Below are 16,703 nucleotides of genomic sequence, written 5' to 3' on the forward strand. Positions count from 1 at the left end.
CATCAATCGGCAACCTACAGGTTGCAATCGTTGCCCACAAGCCCCGGCTCGAAGGGCGGCTTACTACGCACCGCGAATGCGGCACCCCTCATCAGCCTGGACGGCCCCCTGCACGACCGGCCCGGACGGCGACTCGAGCGACAGGCGTCACCCATGCCCAACGGAACGGGGCGGCTCCCGGCCGGCATGGAAGTTCAACCGGTTCAGCCGGGAAGCAGGCTGCCGCCCTGGCAGCCGCCGCAACCGTGACCGACAAGATCGGACTGGAGTTCGGCGTGCTCAGTCGCCCGCTGCGCCCAACCGCTTGGATCGCCGCGCAGATACAGACCCTTCAGCACCTGTCAGGCAACCGGGTCACCCTTGGCGTCGGGATCGGAGGCTTCCCCGGCTCGCCGTTCTGGCGTGCGGTCGGGCGCAGCTGCAGGGCCGGGGCCGCCGCGCCGACGAAGCGCTGCAAGCGTTGCCCGGCCTCATTCGCGGCGAGGCGACCCCGCTGGGCGAGGAGGACATCACCCTCGGCCCCGCCGCCCCGGTCCCGCCCATCCTCGTCGGCGGGAACTCCGAGGCGGCGATGCACCGCGCCGTCCACCACGGTGACGGCTAGGCCATCTCCTTGATCAGCCCCGCGGCCCTGGCCGAGAAGGTGGCACGCCTACGCGAGATCGCCAGAGAACTCGGACGACCGGTCCCGTCGATCGCCGTGGGAGGGCATGCGATCCTCGTCGGCAACGCGGCTGCCGTCGAATCCTTCACCCGCGACCTGGTGGACGTGCACGGCATGACGCCGGAGGAAGCGCAAGCCATACCGGTCACCGGCAGCCCGGCCCAAGTGGTGGAACGCCTCCACGCCTACTCGGAGGCCGGCGCCGACATGGTCGGGGTCAGCCTCGACTGCGGAGACTGGACTCGGCAGGCAGAGGCGCTCGCAGAGGCCAGAGCGCAGTTGAGCCACCGGCCCCTCACCTCCAACGGTGACCTCAGCGGCATCCGCGAGGCAGCCGAACGTTTCTCCGCCGCCGGCCCCGCGCCGGTCCACCTGCGCATGGACCCGCAGGTAGCCGTCCCGGCCGAGACCGCGGTCCTGGCCTACCGGATCGTCAGCGAAGGACTCACCAACGTCCGGCGGCACGCTCCCCAGGCCAGCCGCGTCGACCTGGGCATCAGCGCCGGAGAAGGTCTACTGGAGATCATGATGGCCAACGACGGCGTGACACGAGCGCGAAGTGGCCGGCGCGGCGGGTCCGGCCTGCCCAGCCTGACCGCGCTTGTCCAGGCGCAGGGTGGTGAACTGGTCACGCGGGCCGTACCGGATGGCTGGTCGCTGACCGCGCGCCTGCCATCCGCCTGATCGCGGTGCTCAGACGATCCCGTCACTTCAGTCCAGCCGTTTCAAGGACGGCCCTGGGCGGGGTGTTCACGAGAGTGGATGATCTGGCGGAATAGGCACGTCCGAAGATCGCTTCCCGCGCGAGGGTTGATCGTTTCCCAGACTCGGATGGACGGTATGTAGGAGCATCCTTCGGACGCCTTCTGAGCAAAGGCTGGCTGGGTCACCTCTATGTTTGCCGTCATGGACGCTGACGAGCTTGCACAACAATTCCGCACTGGCGACGGGTTGATCCCGCCGCGGCTGGTCTCGTTGATGATCGATCACGGCCACGTGGAGAAGGTGCGGCGGCAGGCCGGCGAGGACTGGAACTGCGCGAAGGGGTGGGCGCGGATGCTGATCGAACAGGGGCAGCGAGACGCCGCCCTGCAGGTGCTGGCCCCGTTCGTCGATACCGGCTGGTGGATCGCGGCTTCCACGGCCGTCGACATCCTCGAGGGCGGGGCACGTCCGGAGGAGGCGATCGCCTTGATCCGCCCGTACACGGAGGCTGCGAATTTTTTCGCCATGTTCCATCTGGCGAGGCTGCTGGCCCGGAACGACCGCAGCGATGAGGCGTTCGAGCTGCTGCGCCCGCACATCGAGCGGGTGGACGTCGCCTCTGTGCTCGTCGAGGTGACCGCCGGCGTGGGCCGGGATGAGGAGGTGGCCGCGCTCCTACAGGCGCGCATCGACGCTGCTCGGGACCGCCCCCACTGCATGCGATACGTCGAGCCTTCAAACGCTGTGCACCTGCTGGCCGTGGTTAGGGAGCGGCAGGGGCGAGTCGACGAGGCGGTGGCCCTGATGCGCACCTCTGAATTGACATCCGATTATGGCCCCGACGAGCTCGCCGATTTGCTCGCCAGACACGGCAGACAGGACGAGCTCCGGGCATACGCGGCTGAGAAGGGCAGTCTGACGGCGGCTGAGTGCCTGGCCCAATTTCTGGAAGAGCGCGGAGAGGTGGAAGCGGCCATCGAGGTGCTCCGGCCGCTCGTCAGGAGTGGTTCACCGGGCCCGGCAGAGGCGCTCGCCAACTTGCTGGCCCGCAACGGCAGAGTCGACGAGGCGATCGAGATGCTGCGCCCGGTGCCCTATTCCATTACCGACGACTACGAACACCGCGACTACTTCGCCGAACGGTTGTATACGTGGCTGGCCGACCAGGGCCGCGTCGAGGAGGCCCTCGCGATCATCGACGATTTCGCCGTACAGGAGGGCGGCATGTCTCTTCACCTGTTGCGTCAGCGTGTTCGGTTGCTGTCCGATTCCGGTCGCACGGATCAGGCGATCACGGAGTTGCGCGTCCATCCGGAGTCCGGCTGCTGGGACGGTGCAGAGCTCCTAGCTGACCTGCTGGTACGTGCCGGTCGCCTGGAGGATGCCATCGAGGTCTTGCAGCCGGTGAGTGGCGACGGCGATGGGAGCAATCAGAACCTCTTAGGGGAACTGCTCATCCGTCAGGGACGTGTTGAGGAGGCTGTCGCCGTCCTGCGCACCCGATGGCGGCAAGCGTGAACGAGACGGGTCTGGTCACCGTCCGGTGAGCCGTGTCCTCCGCGCTGACGTTGCCCGCGTTGCGGCGGCCCAGGAGTCATGTGATCTTCGTCAACGCCTCGCCGGGATGACCGGTGTCCCCCGCTGGTCGGCGTTCGTCGGCAGCAAGGCGGCGCTGCGGGAGTTGGCCGATTCTCTGCGTGAGGAGGAGGCCCCCCATGGGATAAGTGTCACCACGGTCTATCCCGCAGCGACCGCGACAGGCCTGCTGGGGGAGGTCAGGAGTGCCTTCGGGTGCCCGTATGACCCGAGCTGTGCATCCGGCCGCAGACGCTGGCGGTGTGATCATCTGGGTGCTGAGCGCGCTCACCGTCGCCGCCCGCACCCGCTCGACACTCGGCTCCTTCCCGCAACTGGCGCTCGGCCTCGTCCTCGACACCCCGCACAAACGCATCGGCGCCAACGCCATCACCACCCTCAAACCCCTGCCCACCCTCGGCTTCCCCGCAGCATTCGCCGTCGTCGACCGCGCCTACACCGACCAGTAACCCGTCCATTTCGCCCAACCCGCACGCGAGCTCGGCTACCGACTCGCGCTCGACTACAAAGTGGACCAGCGGGGAGTGCAGGGCAGCGTCCACGGCGCGCTGCTCATCGACGGCTCCCTGGCCTGCCCGCTGATGCCCGTCAAGCTCGCACAGGCCACCACTGGCCTGGATGACACCGCCATCCGCGCGCCATCGGAAGAACTCACCGCGCTGATCAGCACGCGAGAGCCGTACTTGCTGCGTCTCAAACAGAGCCCGAACGCAGACGGCGCCAGCCGTTTCCAGTGCCCAGCAGCGGGCATCTCCCCGTCGCTCACCTGCCCCCGCTGCGACCGCCTCCACCAGCGCGGCCCCAGCCGACCTATCGCAGTTGACCTGACCGACGCCCGGCAGCGAGCCGCCCACCCTGCGGCCAAACCCGGCGTCCTGCCCCCAACCCTCGACCACAAGACCGGCGAACTGCCGAAGATCTGCCACCAGCACACCATCACCATGCGCCCCGGCGACCTTGGCCACCTCGCCAAGTTCCGTCAGGATCTGCCTTACCTCAGCCCTTCGTGCCGGGAGACGTACTCCACGGTCAGGGCCATGACGGAGGGGCTGAACGGCCGTCTCAAGCGCCACGACCTCGATCCGAGTGACCCGAAGAGCCGGCTCGCTCACGGCCGCGTCGTCCAGACCATCCTGGTCGCCCTGCTCGTCGCCGTCGCCAACGACCACTTCCTCGACGCCTGGCGCCACACCCACCAGCCCTCCAACGAGCCCGGCGCATCCGCCGAGACCTTCGAGATCCCAGCAGAGCACCTCGACCGCTCGCCACTCACGGGCCGGAGCCGGCCACCACCCATCCCATAACGCGCAATTCAGATCACCTTGTCGCAGCACCCAGCCCGGAGCCGGCATCGCCACGCCCAGCGACGCGAACCCAGTCCTCCACCAGCGACCAGACACGACCCGGGCCTTCCCGGACACACGCTCCGCGGCTCCCAAACCAGGACGAACCCGATTCGGAAACTCCTGAAACGACAAGATCCCGTCTGATCGCAATGATCAGACGGGATCCCGTCAACTTCAGTCCAGCCGTCTCGTGGACGGCTTTTGGTGGAGATGAGGGGATTCGAACCCCTGACCCCTTCGATGCGAACGAAGTGCGCTACCGGACTGCGCTACATCCCCAAGGACTCGACCAGATTAGCAAACTCCGGAGGGTCCTCGCGCCACCGTTTCAGTCGCCCACCGCTCGCTTGGGCGGTTCGGCGTACTGATCGAACAGCACATCAGAGTGGTGCGAGGCGAGATCGATGATTTCGGCCTCCGCCTCCTCGACGACCCGCCGCTGCTCACGTGCCCGCCGCAGCCGCTCGGCGCGCGCCTGGCGGGCACGTTCGCGCCGTTCCCTGTCGACCTGTACGGCGATGCGGAGAAAGGCCATGTACGCCAGCATGATGACGACGGAGGGGGCGACCCCCCACCATGGGATCATCTTGACCGCTGCCGTGACGACCGAGGCCAGCACGAGCAGGGCGGTGAAGAAGAGGAGGCGGCGCCGGCGGGCCACGATGATGGCGCGGCGGCGGAGCCGGAACTGGCGGACGTCGACCTTCTCGACCTCCATCGGCACCGCCCCGTCGTCCTCGTCGGCGTCGGAGGGGTCGAGGTTGTCGAGGTCGGGCAGCTGGTGCTCGCCGGTGTAGTGCTCTTCGAGTTCGGCGAGTTCGGCGAGGTTGGTCTTGTCCCTGCGCAGCCACATCGGGATCAGGACGCAGAGCCACATCACGACGATGGCGAAGTAGAGGAGGATGCTCATGGGCACCTCCGGGCAGCACGAAGACGCGAGTGTGCTGGTTGCGTCTTCAATGTGCTCACGTCACGCACCGTAAGACCGCGTGTCACTAATTGACGAGCATTCGGTGCGGTGTGTCGCGAGATCGTCAAACCTCTTCGACGGGAGAACCGCCGTGAGTTGCCGACTCACGTGCACGACGCCACTGCACGAGAAGGCCGCCAGGAACGTCCTCGACGGTCAACGCGTAACAGATGTGGTCGCGCCAGGCTCCATCGATGTGGAGTTGGCGCCGCCGAATGCCTTCTTCCCGGAATCCGAGCTTCTCAACCACCCTGCGGCTGGCTTGGTTCTCGGGACGGATGTTCGCCTCCAGCCGGTGCAGGCCGGTGGTGAAGAAGCAGTGGTCGACGGCCATGGCGAGCGCGGTGGGGGTGATGCCCTTGCCGGCCAGCGCGCCGTCGATCCAGTAGCCGACCTGGGCGGAGCGGGCGGATCCCCATACGATCGCGCCGACGGTGAGCTGCCCCGCGAAGCGCCCGTCGTACGTGACCACCCAGGGCAGCGCGAGCCCCTGCCTGGCCTCGCGGCGCAACGTGCCGACCATGGAGATATAGGGGCCGAGACCGGTCCTGAACAGCGGCGTCTCCGGGTTGCTCGGCTCCCATGGACGCAGCCAGTCGGCATTGCGCAGCCGGGTCTCGCGCCACATGCGCACGTCGCTCAGCCGCAGCGGCCGCAGGCCGACCGGACCTTCCCTCAGAGTCGCCGGCCAGCCACGAAGTCGATCCACATTCTCATCATCCCCCTATCGGCCATGATGTCGCCACGGGGTCAGCGATCGAGGATGCGGATCGTGGTCAGCGCGGGTGATCGCCGCCCTGGATCTGGTCGACCGCGTGCCGCAGAATCGGCGCGAGTACGGCGATGCCGTCGCGTACGCCGCCGGAAGATCCTGGCAAATTTACGATCAAGGTTTTGCCCGCCTGTCCGGCCAATCCCCGGGATAGTACGGAAGTAGGCACTTTTTCGCGATTTGCCTGGCGAATAGCCTCGGCTATCCCCGGAACCTCCCGGCTGATCACTTTGGCCGTCATTTCGGGCGTCAGGTCGAGCGGCGTCAGACCGGTGCCGCCGGTCGTGACGATGACGTCGAAGCCTGCCGCCACGCCGTCGCGCAGCGCCCGCTCGACCGCCTCGCCGTCGGGCACCAGCACGGGGCCCTCGACGGTCTCGCAGCCGGCCTCGCCGCGCAGCAGGTCGACCAGGATGGGGCCGGATTTGTCGGCATAAACCCCGGACGACGCCCGGTTCGACACGGTGATCACGAGAGCCCGGATCACGCCGGATCCCTCGTCCAGCGGCCGGTCTTCCCGCCCAGCTTCTCCTCCACCCGCACGTCGGTGATCACCGCGCCCGGATCGACGGCCTTGACCATGTCGATCAGCGCCAGCGCGGCCACCGAGACCGCCGTCAGCGCCTCCATCTCCACGCCGGTGCGGTCGGCCGTCTTGACCCGGCACGTGATCGCCACGCCCCAGTCTTCGACCTCCAGCGTGACCTTCACGCCGTGCAGCGCGATCGGATGGCAGAGCGGGATCAGGTCGGGGGTGCGTTTCGCCCCCATGATGCCCGCGATCCTGGCCACGCCCAGCGCGTCGCCCTTGGGCACCTCACCCGACCGCAGCAGCGCCACCGTCTCGGCCGTCAGCAGCACCCGGCCGCTCGCCGTGGCGGTGCGGGCCGAGACGTCCTTGGCGGAGACGTCGACCATGCGGGCGGCGCCGGTCTCGTCGATGTGGGTCAGCTCGCTCACAGCTTGATCACCTCCACCGTGGCGCCCGCAGCCACCTCGGTGACCTCCTCGGGAACCACGATCAGCGCGTCAGCCACCGCCAGGGCGGCAAGTTGGTGGGAGCCCTGCCCGTGCACCGGCGTCACCGTGCCGTCGGGCGCGAGCGCCCCACGCAGGAACGACCTCCGCCCGGACGGCGAGCGCAACGGACCCGCGGCCCTGGCGGTCACGAGCTCCGGCATGCCGCTGGGCAGGCCGCGCATCTTGTCGAGCGCCGGGCGTACGAACAGCACGAATGACACGAAGGACGACACCGGATTGCCCGGCAGAGCGAAGATCGGCACCTGGTCGTCCCCCAGGACGCCGAACCCCTGCGGCATCCCCGGCTGCATGGCCACCTTCTCGAACCGGACCGTCCCCAGCGGCGACAGGGCCTCCTTGACCGGTTCGTACGCACCCATCGAGACCCCGCCGCTCGTGATGATCGCATCGGCGCGCACGAGGTGGGTGTCGAGCCGGTCGAGCAGCTCGGCCGGATCGTCGGCGACCGAGCCCGCGCGGTAGCCTTCGGCGCCCGCCTCCCGCACGGCCGCCGTCAGGGTGTAGCTGTTGGACTCCCAGATCTGCCCGGTGGCCAGCGGCGACCCCGGCTCGACCAGCTCGGCGCCCGTGGAGAGGACCACGACCCTGGGCCGCGGCCGCGCCAGGACCCGGCGCCGCCCCACCCCGGCGATGATGCCGAGCTGCGCGGGGCGGATCACGGTGCCCGCCCTGAGCACCACGTCGCCTGCCTGGACGTCCTCTCCCGCCCGCCGGATCGCGTTGCCAGCCTCGGCGCGGCGGTCGATGCGCACGGAGACGGTGCCGCCGTCCGTCCATTCCACCGGCACCACGGTGTCGGCCCCGGCGGGCAGCGGCGCCCCGGTCATGATGCGTACGGCATGGCCGGGCCCGACGGCCCGCAACTCGGTCGACCCGGCCGCCACGTCGTCGATCACCGGCAGCGTAACCGGAATTTCCGACAGATCCTCAGCGCGTACGGCGTACCCGTCCATGGCCGAGTTGTCGAACGGCGGCAGCGGCACGGGCGACGACACGTCCTCGGCCAGCGTCGCCCCCAGCACCTGCTCCAGGTCGAGCTCCAGGGGCGCCAGCGGACGCACAGTGGCCAGGATCTCGGCCAGATGCGCGTCAACCGATTTCATCGAGGAACTCCCGCAGCCACGGCACGAAATCCGGCGCCAGATCCTCCCGGTCCGCCGCGAACTTCACCACCGTCCGCAAATAGTCGAGCTTGTCGCCCGTGTCATAGCGCCGCCCTCTGAACAGCACGCCGTGCACGGGCCCGCCCTCCGAGGAGCCGCGCGCGGCGAGCGTGCGCAGCGCGTCGGTGAGCTGGATCTCGCCTCCGCGCCCCGGCGGCGTGTCCTCCAGCACCGTGAACACCGCGGGATCGATCACGTAGCGGCCGATGATCGCCCAGTTGGACGGCGCCTCGTCGGCCGGCGGCTTCTCCACCAGGTCGGTGACCCGCACGACGTCGTCCTCGGCGGTCGCCTCGATGGTCGCCACGCCGTACTGCGAGACCTGCTCCTTGGGCACCTCCATCAGCGCGATCACGCTTCCGCCGAACGTGTCGCGCACCTGGATCATGCGCTTGAGCAGCTGGTCGCGGTGGTCGATCAGGTCGTCGCCGAGCAGGCAGGCGAACGGGTGATCGCCCACGTGCTGCTTGGCGCAGAGCACCGCGTGGCCGAGACCCTTCGGCTCGCCCTGGCGCACGTAGTGGAGCGTCGCGAGCGAGGCGGGCTCGCGAACCTGGGACAGCCGATGCTCGTCGCCCTTGGCCTCGAGGGCCCCCTCCAGCTCGAACGCCCGGTCAAAGTGGTCCTCGATTGACCGTTTATTCTTGCCGGTGACCATGAGCACGTCGAGGAGCCCCGCCGAGGCGGCCTCTTCAACGACATACTGGATCGCGGGCTTGTCGACGATGGGCAACATCTCTTTCGGTGTCGCCTTGGTCGCCGGGAGAAACCGGGTGCCCAGACCCGCGGCGGGCACGACGGCTTTCGTCACAGGGTCGAAGTCAGCCATGAGTAGACCCTAGTGGAGGCACCTGTGGACAAGTTCAACCTGCGCCGCGAGCTTAACGCGGCGCGTAGTGCACTCTCCCCAGAGCAACTACGGGCAAACGCCGTCAAGGTCCGTGAAACCCTGCTCGAACAGCCGTGGGTCCAGATGGCCGGTCTGGTGGCCTGCTACTGGTCAACGGGGTCGGAGCCGGATACGCACGGGCTGGTGTTCGCCCTGTGGAAACACGGCGCCACCGTGATCCTCCCGGTGCTTCGTGAGGACGACGACCTCGATTGGGCGGTCTATGACGGGCCCGGCACGCTCGCCCCCGGCCGCTTCGGCATCATGGAGCCCGTCGACACCCGCCGCGGCGTCGACGCCGTCCGCACCGCCGCCCTCGTGATCGTGCCCGCCCTGGCGGTGGACAGGAAGACGGGCGTACGCCTCGGCCGCGGCGGCGGCTCGTACGATCGAGCCCTGGCCAGAGTCGGTCCCAATGTCCCCACAGTCGCTCTTCTCCACGACGGGGAGTTGATCGACGATGTCCCGTCCGAACCACACGACCGCTACGTCCGCTATGCCATGACACCGTCAGGCCTTACTAGGCTTATGTGACCACAGGGATGAGAGGGGGCTGAATGACGCTCAATGTCTGGCTCCTTCTCGGAGCCGCGATCGTCATCGCCGCCATCGCATCCGTACGCCTCGCCCATCGCACCGGCCTGCCCAGCCTGCTGGTGTTCCTAGGCTTCGGCATCCTCCTGGGCGACTCCGGATTCGGCATCCCTTTCGACAGCCCTCAGGCGGCCCAGCAGATCGGCCTGACCGCGCTGGCGGTGATCCTGGCCGAGGGCGGGCTCACCACCAACTGGTCCCATGTGCGGCGGTCCGTCCCCATAGCCGTGGTGCTGGCGACCGTGGGCGTGGCGGTCAGCATCGTGGTGCTCGCGCTGGTCGTCCAGGGCCTGCTCGGCATCGACCAGAACACCGCGCTGATCCTCGGCGCGGTGCTGGCCTCCACCGACGCGGCGGCCGTCTTCTCGGTGCTGCGCAGGCTGCCGCTGCCGCCCCGTCTGGCGGGCGTGCTGGAGGCGGAGTCCGGCTTCAACGACGCGCCCACCGTGATCGCCGTGGTGCTGCTCAGCGGGGCGGCGCACTCGTCTCCCAGCCTGGGAACGTTCCTGCTCGACACCACGATCGAGCTGCTCATCGGCGCGGCGGTCGGCCTCGCCGTCGGGCCCGCGGGCGCGTACGCGCTGCGCCGCGTCGCCCTGCCCGCCTCGGGCCTCTACCCGATCGCCGTGCTCGCGCTCACCTTCGTCTCGTACGGCGGCGCGGTGCTGCTGCACGGCTCGGGATTCCTGGCCGTCTACCTCACCGGGCTGATCCTGGGCAACTCGCGGCTGCCCCACAGGGCGGCGACCAGGGGGTTCGCCGAGGGGGCGGCGTGGCTGGCGCAGATCGGGTTGTTCGTGATGCTGGGGCTGCTGGCCAGCCCGAAGGAGATGCCGTCGGCGATCATCCCCGGCCTGATCACCGGCACCGTCATGGTGCTCCTGGTGCGTCCGCTGTGCGTCATGGCGAGCTCGGTGGTCGCATGGGTGCTGCGGATGGGCTGGGTGAGCTGGCGCGACCAGGCGTTCCTGTCGTGGGCGGGGCTGCGCGGCGCGATCCCGATCGTGCTCGCGACCATCCCCTGGGCCTCAGGTGTCGAGGGCTCCAAAGAGATCTTCAACCAGGTCTTCGTGATCGTCATCGTGTTCACCCTGCTCCAGGGGCCGACACTGCCGTTCGTCGCCCGGCGGCTCAAGGTGACCGCACCGGCCGAGGCGCACGACCTGTCGGTGGAGTCGGCGCCGCTGGAGGAGCTCCAGGCCGACCTGCTGCAGATCACCGTGCCACCGGGCTCGCGACTGCACGGTGTGGAGATCTTCGAGCTGCGCCTGCCCGCCGGAGCCGCCGTGACGCTGATCGTGCGTGACGGCAAGTCGTTCGTGCCCGCCACCACCACCAGGATCAGGGTGAACGACCAGCTCCTGGTCGTCGCCACCGCCTCCTGCCGCGACCAGGTCGAACGCCGCATCCGCGCCGTGAGCCGCAGCGGGAAGCTGGCGGGCTGGTACGGCGAGCGGGGGCTGGAATAGGTGATTGACGGCATCGGTTAGCATTAGCAGTCGCATCCCTCGAGTGCCAAACCTGAAGGAGAAGCGCGTGCCGACCTACCAGTACGCCTGCAACGACTGCGGTGAGCAGCTCGAGGTCGTCCAGAAGTTCACCGACGACGCCCTCACGGTCTGCCCGAGCTGCGAAGGAAACCTGCGCAAGGTCTTCTCCGCCGTCGGCATCGTGTTCAAGGGCTCGGGGTTCTACAAGACCGACAGCCGCTCGTCGACCTCTGGCGCCTCGACCTCCTCCGCAGCGTCCTCGTCGTCGTCCACGAAGCCGGCCGACTCCTCGTCGAAGTCCTCGGAGAGCAAGTCGGGCGACTCCGGCTCCTCAGCCCCGGCTCCCGCGCCGGCCGCCGCCTCCAACTGACCGCGCCGTTCTCCTGGGCGGGTCCGCCCGGGCCCTCGGCATGCTCCGGCCGCGCCCGCGGTTCCAACCCGTGCGGCGGCCGTACGAGTCGCGGGCCGGGCCCTCCGCCGGCGACCAGCCGACAGAGTCCGTCCCGCGCGCCGTTCCGGCCCGTGCGTTGCGCGCGCAGCGGCCCGTCCGCGTGCCTGTGCGGGGCGTCCCCCCGTTATCCACAGAACCGCATTCTGCTCCCCACCGCCCTTCCCCGCTCCGGATACTCTCTGCGCCATGGTCACTCGCGCAGACATCGGCGTCATCGGCGGTTCGGGCTTCTACTCCCTCCTCGACGACGCGGAGGAGATCGAGCTCTCCACCCCCTACGGATCGCCCAGCGATGTCGTCACGGTCGGGCGCATCGGCGCGCGTTCCGTGGCGTTCATCCCCCGGCACGGCCGCAACCACCGTTTCCCGCCACACCGCATCCCCTACCGCGCCAACCTCTGGGCGCTGCGTTCGCTCGGCGTCCGGCAGGTGCTCGCGCCCAGCGCTGTGGGCTCGCTGAAAGCCGAATACGGCCCTGGCACCCTGGTCGTCCCCGACCAGCTCGTCGACCGCACCTCAGGCCGCGTCCAGACCTATTACGACACCGACGGCGCCGTCCACGTCTCCTTCGCCGACCCCTACTGCCCGTCCGGCCGGGCCGTGGCCGTGCGGTCCGCCAGAGCCGGCGCCTGGGAGACCGTCGACGGCGGCACGCTGGTGGTGATCGAGGGCCCGCGGTTCTCCACGCGGGCCGAGTCGCGGTGGTTCGCGTCCAACGGCTGGTCGATCGTCGGCATGACCGGCCACCCCGAGGCGATCCTGGCCCGCGAGCTGGCTCTCTGCTACACCTCGTTGTCCCTGGTCACCGACCACGACGCCGGGGTGGAGACCGGCCAGGGCGTCACCCACGACGAGGTGCTCAAGTTCTTCGCCCAAAACGTCGCCCGCATGCGCACCCTCGTGACCGAGACCGTCCAGGCGCTTCCCGAAGAGCGCACCTGCCCGTGCCCCACCGCCCTCGACGGCATCGACCACCCCTTCGAGCTGCCGTGATCCGGGCCTGGCTGAGCCGCTACGGCCGTCGCCGCCGTCTCATCGCGGCGGCGCTGGCCGCCGTCGCGGTCCTGTCCGCCTACCTCGCCACCCGCCCCGCCTCCGGCCCCGCGGTCCTGGTGGCGGCCCGCGACCTGTCCCCAGGCCCGCTCGACCCCGACGACTTCGACCCCGTCCCGCTCGCCCACCCTCCGTCAGGAGCGGTGCGCACCGCGCAGACGGGCCAGATCCTCGCGACCCCCATGCGCAAGGGCGAGCCGCTGACCGACGTCCGCCTCCTCCACTCGTTCCGCCTGCCGCCCGGCATGGTGGCCGCCCCCGTGCGCATAGCCGACGCCGCGGCGGTCGAGCTCATCTCCCCCGGCTCCACCATCGGCGTGCTGGCGTCCTGGCAGGAAGGCCGGCCGGCCAGCCAGATCGCGTCGGAGCTGACGGTCCTGACCATCCCGGCGGCCCCGAGAGACTCCGGCGACGACAACGGCGCCCTGATCGTGCTCGCGACCACCCCCACCCAGGCGGCAGAGCTGGCCGCCGCCCAGGCCGGCGGCCGTCTTTCGATCATCATCAATCCGGGCGGCGGCCCGTGAGCGTGCGGCTACCATCCCTCTGCATGAGTGGATTCAAGAAGTTCCTCATGCAGGGGAACGTCATCGACCTGGCCGTGGCCGTCGTCATCGGGGCGGCCTTCAACTCGATCGTGCAGTCGTTCGTGAAAGACCTGCTCACACCGCTGATCTCGGCGTTCGGCGGCCTGCCCGACTTCTCGTCGCTGAGGGTCACGGTCGGCCGGTCCGACTTCATGTACGGCAACTTCATCAACGCGGTGGTGTCGTTCCTGATCGTCGCCGGCGTGGTCTACTTCCTCGTCGTCAAGCCCTACGCCCACGTCAAGGACCGTCTGACCGCCAGGGTCGAGGCGACGACCCGCGACTGCCCTGAATGCCTGTCAGAGATCCCCAAGGCCGCGTCCCGCTGCGCCTTCTGCAGCGCGCAGGTGGTCACCGTCTAGAGTGCCGAGTCGATGTCGGGATCATATTCCCAGTGCCACGGCTCGAACGGATTGCTGTAGGCCCAGGATGGGTGGAACCACCCATACCTCTTGGAGTTCTTCTCCATCCAGACAAACTCCGCCGACCCCGACCGCTCCACCCCGCCACACAGGTCGACGGCCAGCCCGAGCCCGTGGTTGCTCCGCCCCGGCACGGCGGCGAACCCCGGCCGCCGGTAATAGACGGACTGCTGCTCGCCGAGGCTGCGATAGGCATCGGTCACGCACATCGACTTACCGAACTGCTTGCGATAGGCCTCGTTCAGGCTCACGAACGCGATGGTGGCGTCGGCCCTCAGACTGTGCCCCTTCTGCTGCAACGGGCACAACATGCCCTTGGGGATCAGCCCGTTGGGATAGTCATCGGCCGTCGCCGCCCGCAGCGGATTGCACCCCAGCGCGTCCCGTCCCACCTTGTCAACCTTGATACCCAGCTTGACCAGCGCCGCCGTCAGCGACTTCACGATCTTGTCCGACCGCTTCCGCAACGTGTCCACCTCGGCCGCTATCTGCGCCTCGGCCAGCAGGTTGCCGGCCCGCAGTTCCTGCGCCTCGGCGGCCAGCCGCTCGGCCTCCTTGTAGAGCACGCTGGTCTGCTCGACCGCCTGCTGCCGCATGCTCACCATGTGGGTCGCGTCCGTCAGTGCCCGCAGCTTCCGCTGGTCCGACCCTCCGGACAGGAACGGAAGCACCCCATCCGCCGCGACCGGCTGCTCGTACATCAACTCGACCATCTCGGCCACGGGCCTGCGCATCACCGCGAGCCGCCCTTCCATCTCCTGCAGGGCGGTGAGCTTGGTCTTCAGCTCCTTCTCGGAGGCGGCGATCTGCGACCGGCGTTCCTCGAGCGCCTTGGTGGCGTCCTCGAGTTCCTTGGCCGACTTCTCGGCCTCTTTGCGCAGCGCGGTCAGGCCGGCGGGATCACGCGGCTCCCGTTCCAGAGCTTGAGCCTGCGCGGACGGCGTAACAAGAGAAGCCATGGCCATGACGACCGCGATCAGACCCGCTGACCGAGGGGCTGGCACGTTCGACTCCTCCGTTTGCAAACTCGTTACCGGGGTCAGGCACGCACGTTACTACAGCCCTCAGAGAGTCCGGAGCGAACTCCGAAGAGCTGTTATGAGACAAAAGACCCACTTTGTACGGTCAACCCCCACAACACGCCACACCACGAACGCCCCCAACACACAGGAGCCCTCAACACGCCCTACCAACGGGTACGCCGCCCACCGGGCCACGGTTCAGATCCCCGGCAGCAGATCCCCGCCGTCCGCGTCCGAATCCGCAGCCTGCTGCCGCGCCCGGCACAACTCCCACAACCAGGTGTCCGCCCACTCCCCCGGACACGACGACGTCTCCGTCCGCACCGGCGCAGGCGTCACCGGCTCCTCAACCACCACCCGCTCGGACCCGGGCTCCGGCCCACCCTCAGACCCAGACGTGGCGACAGCCGGAACCGGCCGAACCGGCTCAGGCGCCTCCCGAACCGGCGCCGGCACCACACCCTCGTACACACGATCCGGATGCGCCGGAGCAGGCAAGCGCACCGGCGCCAACACCACCATCCCGCCCCCGCGCTCGACCCCGGCCGCCCGTACGTCCCGCTCGAGGCCCTTCATCTCCCCCGCCAGCAACCCACCGGCAAGGATCCCCGGCGCCAGCAACGCCCCGAACAACACAACGGGCCGCCGGCGGGCCCGCGCGCATCTCCTCCTGGTCACAGGCAGACGCTATCCACGCTTGCCGAGGCACAATCCGATCACTTGCCATGCCTTTACCGCAGCTCAGGACGCCCATAACCAACCCGACCAAACTCACCCCGGCTCCATGTCACACGCAGCGCCAGACTTTCGCTAGGCTTACCAGGGTCCGCCTCCGTAGCTCAGGGGATAGAGCACCGCTCTCCTAAAGCGGGTGCCGCAGGTTCGAATCCTGCCGGGGGCACTCATCTCAACCAGGCTTTTCGCCCTCTGACCTGCGATTTCTCAGCCGTAGGTCTTCTGCTTTCCAGACCCTCGGAGTGCCGCTAGAGGCACCCGAATGCAGCCGTAGGACAGAGTTCTGGGGACATACGGGGGATGATCTTGAAGGCGTTTCCCGAGGTCATGGCTACGGTTCACGAGAGGGACTGTCGTCATAGCACGGCCTGTCTCTAAGATCGACAGTGTGCAGCGGCTGGCCCTCTTCGACCTTGACCGGACGCTTATCGACCTGGATACGGCGTTCCGTCGGTGGGCCGAGGAGTTCGCAGAGCAGCGACGCCTGGGCCGCGACGGGCTTGAATGGCTCATCGCCCAAGATCAAGACACACATCCGCATCGCGAAGTCTTCTTCAATAAGGTGCGCGACCACTTCGCGTTGACGGAGCCCGCTGAAGAGCTATGGGCCGGCTACCGCCGACGTATGCCTGACCTTGTCCAGTGCTACCCAGGCATCCTGGCAGGCATAGCAAGCCTGCGAAGCGCCGGCTGGCTCGTGGGGATCGTCACCAACGGCACGGCGGACAACCAGCTTGGCAAGCTGCGCCGTACTGGTCTCGCCGACGCGGTTGACGGCTACGCCGTTTCGGGCGTCGAGGGCATCCGGAAACCTGAGAGTGGCCTGTTCGAGATCGCTGCGCAGCGATGCGGCGCCAGCCTCGCCGGGGGCGGATGGATGGTCGGCGACAACCTTGTCGCTGACGTCCAAGGAGGGCAGGCCGCAGGGCTTCGTACGATCTGGATCGACCGCGGAACGTGGCCAGGCCACGAACACCAAGCCGACCACGTAGTTGCCGACGCCATTGCGGCGATCACCATCGTGCGCAGGCAGTGTGAGGATGTCGCAGCGGAGCCTTCCGGGAAGTAGACGAGCCCTGGACCGTCCCGAGAGACGGCGACAAGCAGCGGCGGTAGCTCCTCGTGAATGTACGTAAGCGACTTGCCGTTTGGATCGATATCTCAGCAAGAATCGCGAATTGGTTGGTTAACGGGGCAATCGAC

Annotated in this window: 20 protein-coding genes, 2 tRNA genes and 2 pseudogenes; 15 read left to right on the plus strand and 9 right to left on the minus strand. The window is 68.5% G+C overall.

The genetic code is table 11. The features are described 5' to 3' along the window. Positions 1-245: 245 nt before the first annotated feature. From ACZ6SA_RS21880 to ACZ6SA_RS21910, 7 genes and pseudogenes are all read left to right on the plus strand, one after another. Positions 246-326 (plus strand): annotated as a pseudogene (locus ACZ6SA_RS21880) (hypothetical protein); the annotation flags it as partial. Between the two features lie 134 nt (positions 327-460). Then, positions 461-604 carry a hypothetical protein gene (locus ACZ6SA_RS21885; RefSeq protein ID WP_465829999.1) on the plus strand — a complete coding sequence of 48 codons (144 nt, stop codon included), beginning with the start codon at positions 461-463 and terminating at the stop codon, positions 602-604. A 9-nt stretch (positions 605-613) separates the two neighbouring features. Beyond that, the gene (locus ACZ6SA_RS21890) at positions 614-1,348 is read left to right on the plus strand and encodes a sensor histidine kinase (protein WP_465829916.1); all 735 of its coding nucleotides are present in this window, start codon (positions 614-616) and stop codon (positions 1,346-1,348) included. Between the two features lie 222 nt (positions 1,349-1,570). Continuing rightward, positions 1,571-2,887 (plus strand): tetratricopeptide repeat protein, encoded by a 1,317-nt coding sequence (locus ACZ6SA_RS21895; protein ID WP_465829918.1) that lies wholly within the window; start codon positions 1,571-1,573, stop codon positions 2,885-2,887. Between the two features lie 106 nt (positions 2,888-2,993). Beyond that, positions 2,994-3,092 (plus strand): annotated as a pseudogene (locus ACZ6SA_RS21900) (short-chain dehydrogenase); the annotation flags it as partial. A 115-nt stretch (positions 3,093-3,207) separates the two neighbouring features. Further along, positions 3,208-3,414, plus strand: a complete 207-nt coding sequence (locus tag ACZ6SA_RS21905) for a hypothetical protein (RefSeq protein WP_465830001.1) — start codon at positions 3,208-3,210, stop codon at positions 3,412-3,414. Between the two features lie 60 nt (positions 3,415-3,474). Then, positions 3,475-4,269, plus strand: coding sequence for a hypothetical protein (locus tag ACZ6SA_RS21910; RefSeq protein ID WP_465830003.1), 795 nt, complete (start codon positions 3,475-3,477; stop codon positions 4,267-4,269). 244 nt (positions 4,270-4,513) lie between these two features. Here ACZ6SA_RS21910 and ACZ6SA_RS21915 read toward each other — a convergent pair. From ACZ6SA_RS21915 to galU, 7 genes are all read right to left on the minus strand, one after another. Further along, positions 4,514-4,590 (minus strand) — tRNA-Ala (locus ACZ6SA_RS21915). Between the two features lie 49 nt (positions 4,591-4,639). Beyond that, positions 4,640-5,221, minus strand: a complete 582-nt coding sequence (gene sepX / locus ACZ6SA_RS21920; protein WP_347645855.1) for a divisome protein SepX/GlpR — start codon at positions 5,219-5,221, stop codon at positions 4,640-4,642. Positions 5,222-5,345: 124 nt separating this feature from the next. Continuing rightward, positions 5,346-5,990 (minus strand): GNAT family N-acetyltransferase, encoded by a 645-nt coding sequence (locus ACZ6SA_RS21925; protein WP_347645854.1) that lies wholly within the window; start codon positions 5,988-5,990, stop codon positions 5,346-5,348. Positions 5,991-6,057: 67 nt separating this feature from the next. Further along, entirely contained in the window at positions 6,058-6,540 is a 483-nt protein-coding gene (locus tag ACZ6SA_RS21930; RefSeq protein WP_347645853.1) for a MogA/MoaB family molybdenum cofactor biosynthesis protein, read from the minus strand. Next, positions 6,537-7,013: a cyclic pyranopterin monophosphate synthase MoaC gene (gene moaC, locus ACZ6SA_RS21935; protein ID WP_132519471.1), complete on the minus strand. Its 477-nt coding sequence runs from the start codon at positions 7,011-7,013 to the stop codon at positions 6,537-6,539. Before moaC ends, ACZ6SA_RS21930 begins: the two co-directional genes overlap by 4 nt. Beyond that, positions 7,010-8,197 carry a molybdotransferase-like divisome protein Glp gene (gene glp / locus ACZ6SA_RS21940; protein WP_465829922.1) on the minus strand — a complete coding sequence of 396 codons (1,188 nt, stop codon included), beginning with the start codon at positions 8,195-8,197 and terminating at the stop codon, positions 7,010-7,012. The genes moaC and glp overlap by 4 nt, the downstream gene beginning before the upstream one ends. Beyond that, positions 8,184-9,086: a UTP--glucose-1-phosphate uridylyltransferase GalU gene (gene galU, locus ACZ6SA_RS21945; RefSeq protein WP_347645850.1), complete on the minus strand. Its 903-nt coding sequence runs from the start codon at positions 9,084-9,086 to the stop codon at positions 8,184-8,186. The genes glp and galU overlap by 14 nt, the downstream gene beginning before the upstream one ends. 24 nt (positions 9,087-9,110) lie before the next feature. Here galU and ACZ6SA_RS21950 point away from each other — a divergent pair, with 24 nt between their 5' ends. The 6 genes from ACZ6SA_RS21950 (at position 9,111) to mscL (ending at position 13,683) form a co-directional block, all read left to right on the plus strand. Continuing rightward, complete coding sequence (locus ACZ6SA_RS21950; protein ID WP_465829924.1) at positions 9,111-9,680, plus strand: 5-formyltetrahydrofolate cyclo-ligase; 570 nt, start codon at positions 9,111-9,113, stop codon at positions 9,678-9,680. Between the two features lie 23 nt (positions 9,681-9,703). Beyond that, positions 9,704-11,209 (plus strand): potassium/proton antiporter, encoded by a 1,506-nt coding sequence (locus ACZ6SA_RS21955; RefSeq protein WP_465829926.1) that lies wholly within the window; start codon positions 9,704-9,706, stop codon positions 11,207-11,209. Positions 11,210-11,276: 67 nt separating this feature from the next. Further along, positions 11,277-11,600, plus strand: a complete 324-nt coding sequence (locus tag ACZ6SA_RS21960; RefSeq protein WP_347645847.1) for an FmdB family zinc ribbon protein — start codon at positions 11,277-11,279, stop codon at positions 11,598-11,600. 267 nt (positions 11,601-11,867) lie between these two features. Beyond that, a complete protein-coding gene (locus tag ACZ6SA_RS21965) occupies positions 11,868-12,674 on the plus strand; it encodes an S-methyl-5'-thioadenosine phosphorylase (protein WP_347645846.1) in 807 nt (268 codons plus the stop codon). After that, a complete protein-coding gene (locus ACZ6SA_RS21970) occupies positions 12,671-13,261 on the plus strand; it encodes an RcpC/CpaB family pilus assembly protein (RefSeq protein WP_443152206.1) in 591 nt (196 codons plus the stop codon). The genes ACZ6SA_RS21965 and ACZ6SA_RS21970 overlap by 4 nt, the downstream gene beginning before the upstream one ends. A 23-nt stretch (positions 13,262-13,284) precedes the next feature. Continuing rightward, entirely contained in the window at positions 13,285-13,683 is a 399-nt protein-coding gene (gene mscL, locus ACZ6SA_RS21975) for a large conductance mechanosensitive channel protein MscL (protein ID WP_443152205.1), read from the plus strand. Here mscL and ACZ6SA_RS21980 read toward each other — a convergent pair. Beyond that, positions 13,680-14,747, minus strand: a complete 1,068-nt coding sequence (locus tag ACZ6SA_RS21980) for a D-alanyl-D-alanine carboxypeptidase family protein (RefSeq protein ID WP_347645843.1) — start codon at positions 14,745-14,747, stop codon at positions 13,680-13,682. The two genes, mscL and ACZ6SA_RS21980, sit on opposite strands and share 4 nt — an antisense overlap. Before the next feature lie 216 nt (positions 14,748-14,963). Next, the gene (locus tag ACZ6SA_RS21985) at positions 14,964-15,104 is read right to left on the minus strand and encodes a hypothetical protein (protein WP_347645842.1); all 141 of its coding nucleotides are present in this window, start codon (positions 15,102-15,104) and stop codon (positions 14,964-14,966) included. Positions 15,105-15,593: 489 nt separating this feature from the next. On the opposite strand from ACZ6SA_RS21985, the gene ACZ6SA_RS21990 reads away from it, so the two are divergent. Both ACZ6SA_RS21990 and ACZ6SA_RS21995 read left to right on the plus strand, forming a co-directional pair. Further along, positions 15,594-15,666, plus strand: a tRNA-Arg gene (locus tag ACZ6SA_RS21990). Positions 15,667-15,888: 222 nt separating this feature from the next. Continuing rightward, positions 15,889-16,569 carry an HAD family hydrolase gene (locus tag ACZ6SA_RS21995; RefSeq protein ID WP_465829930.1) on the plus strand — a complete coding sequence of 227 codons (681 nt, stop codon included), beginning with the start codon at positions 15,889-15,891 and terminating at the stop codon, positions 16,567-16,569. Positions 16,570-16,703: the final 134 nt, after the last annotated feature.

The organism is Nonomuraea sp. NPDC049378, assembly GCF_055586745.1.

Coding starts and splice junctions, on each gene's coding strand:
- mscL (WP_443152205.1), top strand. CDS start 13,285: ATGAGTGGATTCAAGAAGTTCCTCATGCAGGGGAACGTCATCGACCTG.
- ACZ6SA_RS21955 (WP_465829926.1), top strand. CDS start 9,704: ATGACGCTCAATGTCTGGCTCCTTCTCGGAGCCGCGATCGTCATCGCC.
- sepX (WP_347645855.1), bottom strand. CDS start 5,221: ATGAGCATCCTCCTCTACTTCGCCATCGTCGTGATGTGGCTCTGCGTC.
- glp (WP_465829922.1), bottom strand. CDS start 8,197: ATGAAATCGGTTGACGCGCATCTGGCCGAGATCCTGGCCACTGTGCGT.
- ACZ6SA_RS21895 (WP_465829918.1), top strand. CDS start 1,571: ATGGACGCTGACGAGCTTGCACAACAATTCCGCACTGGCGACGGGTTG.
- ACZ6SA_RS21965 (WP_347645846.1), top strand. CDS start 11,868: ATGGTCACTCGCGCAGACATCGGCGTCATCGGCGGTTCGGGCTTCTAC.
- galU (WP_347645850.1), bottom strand. CDS start 9,086: ATGGCTGACTTCGACCCTGTGACGAAAGCCGTCGTGCCCGCCGCGGGT.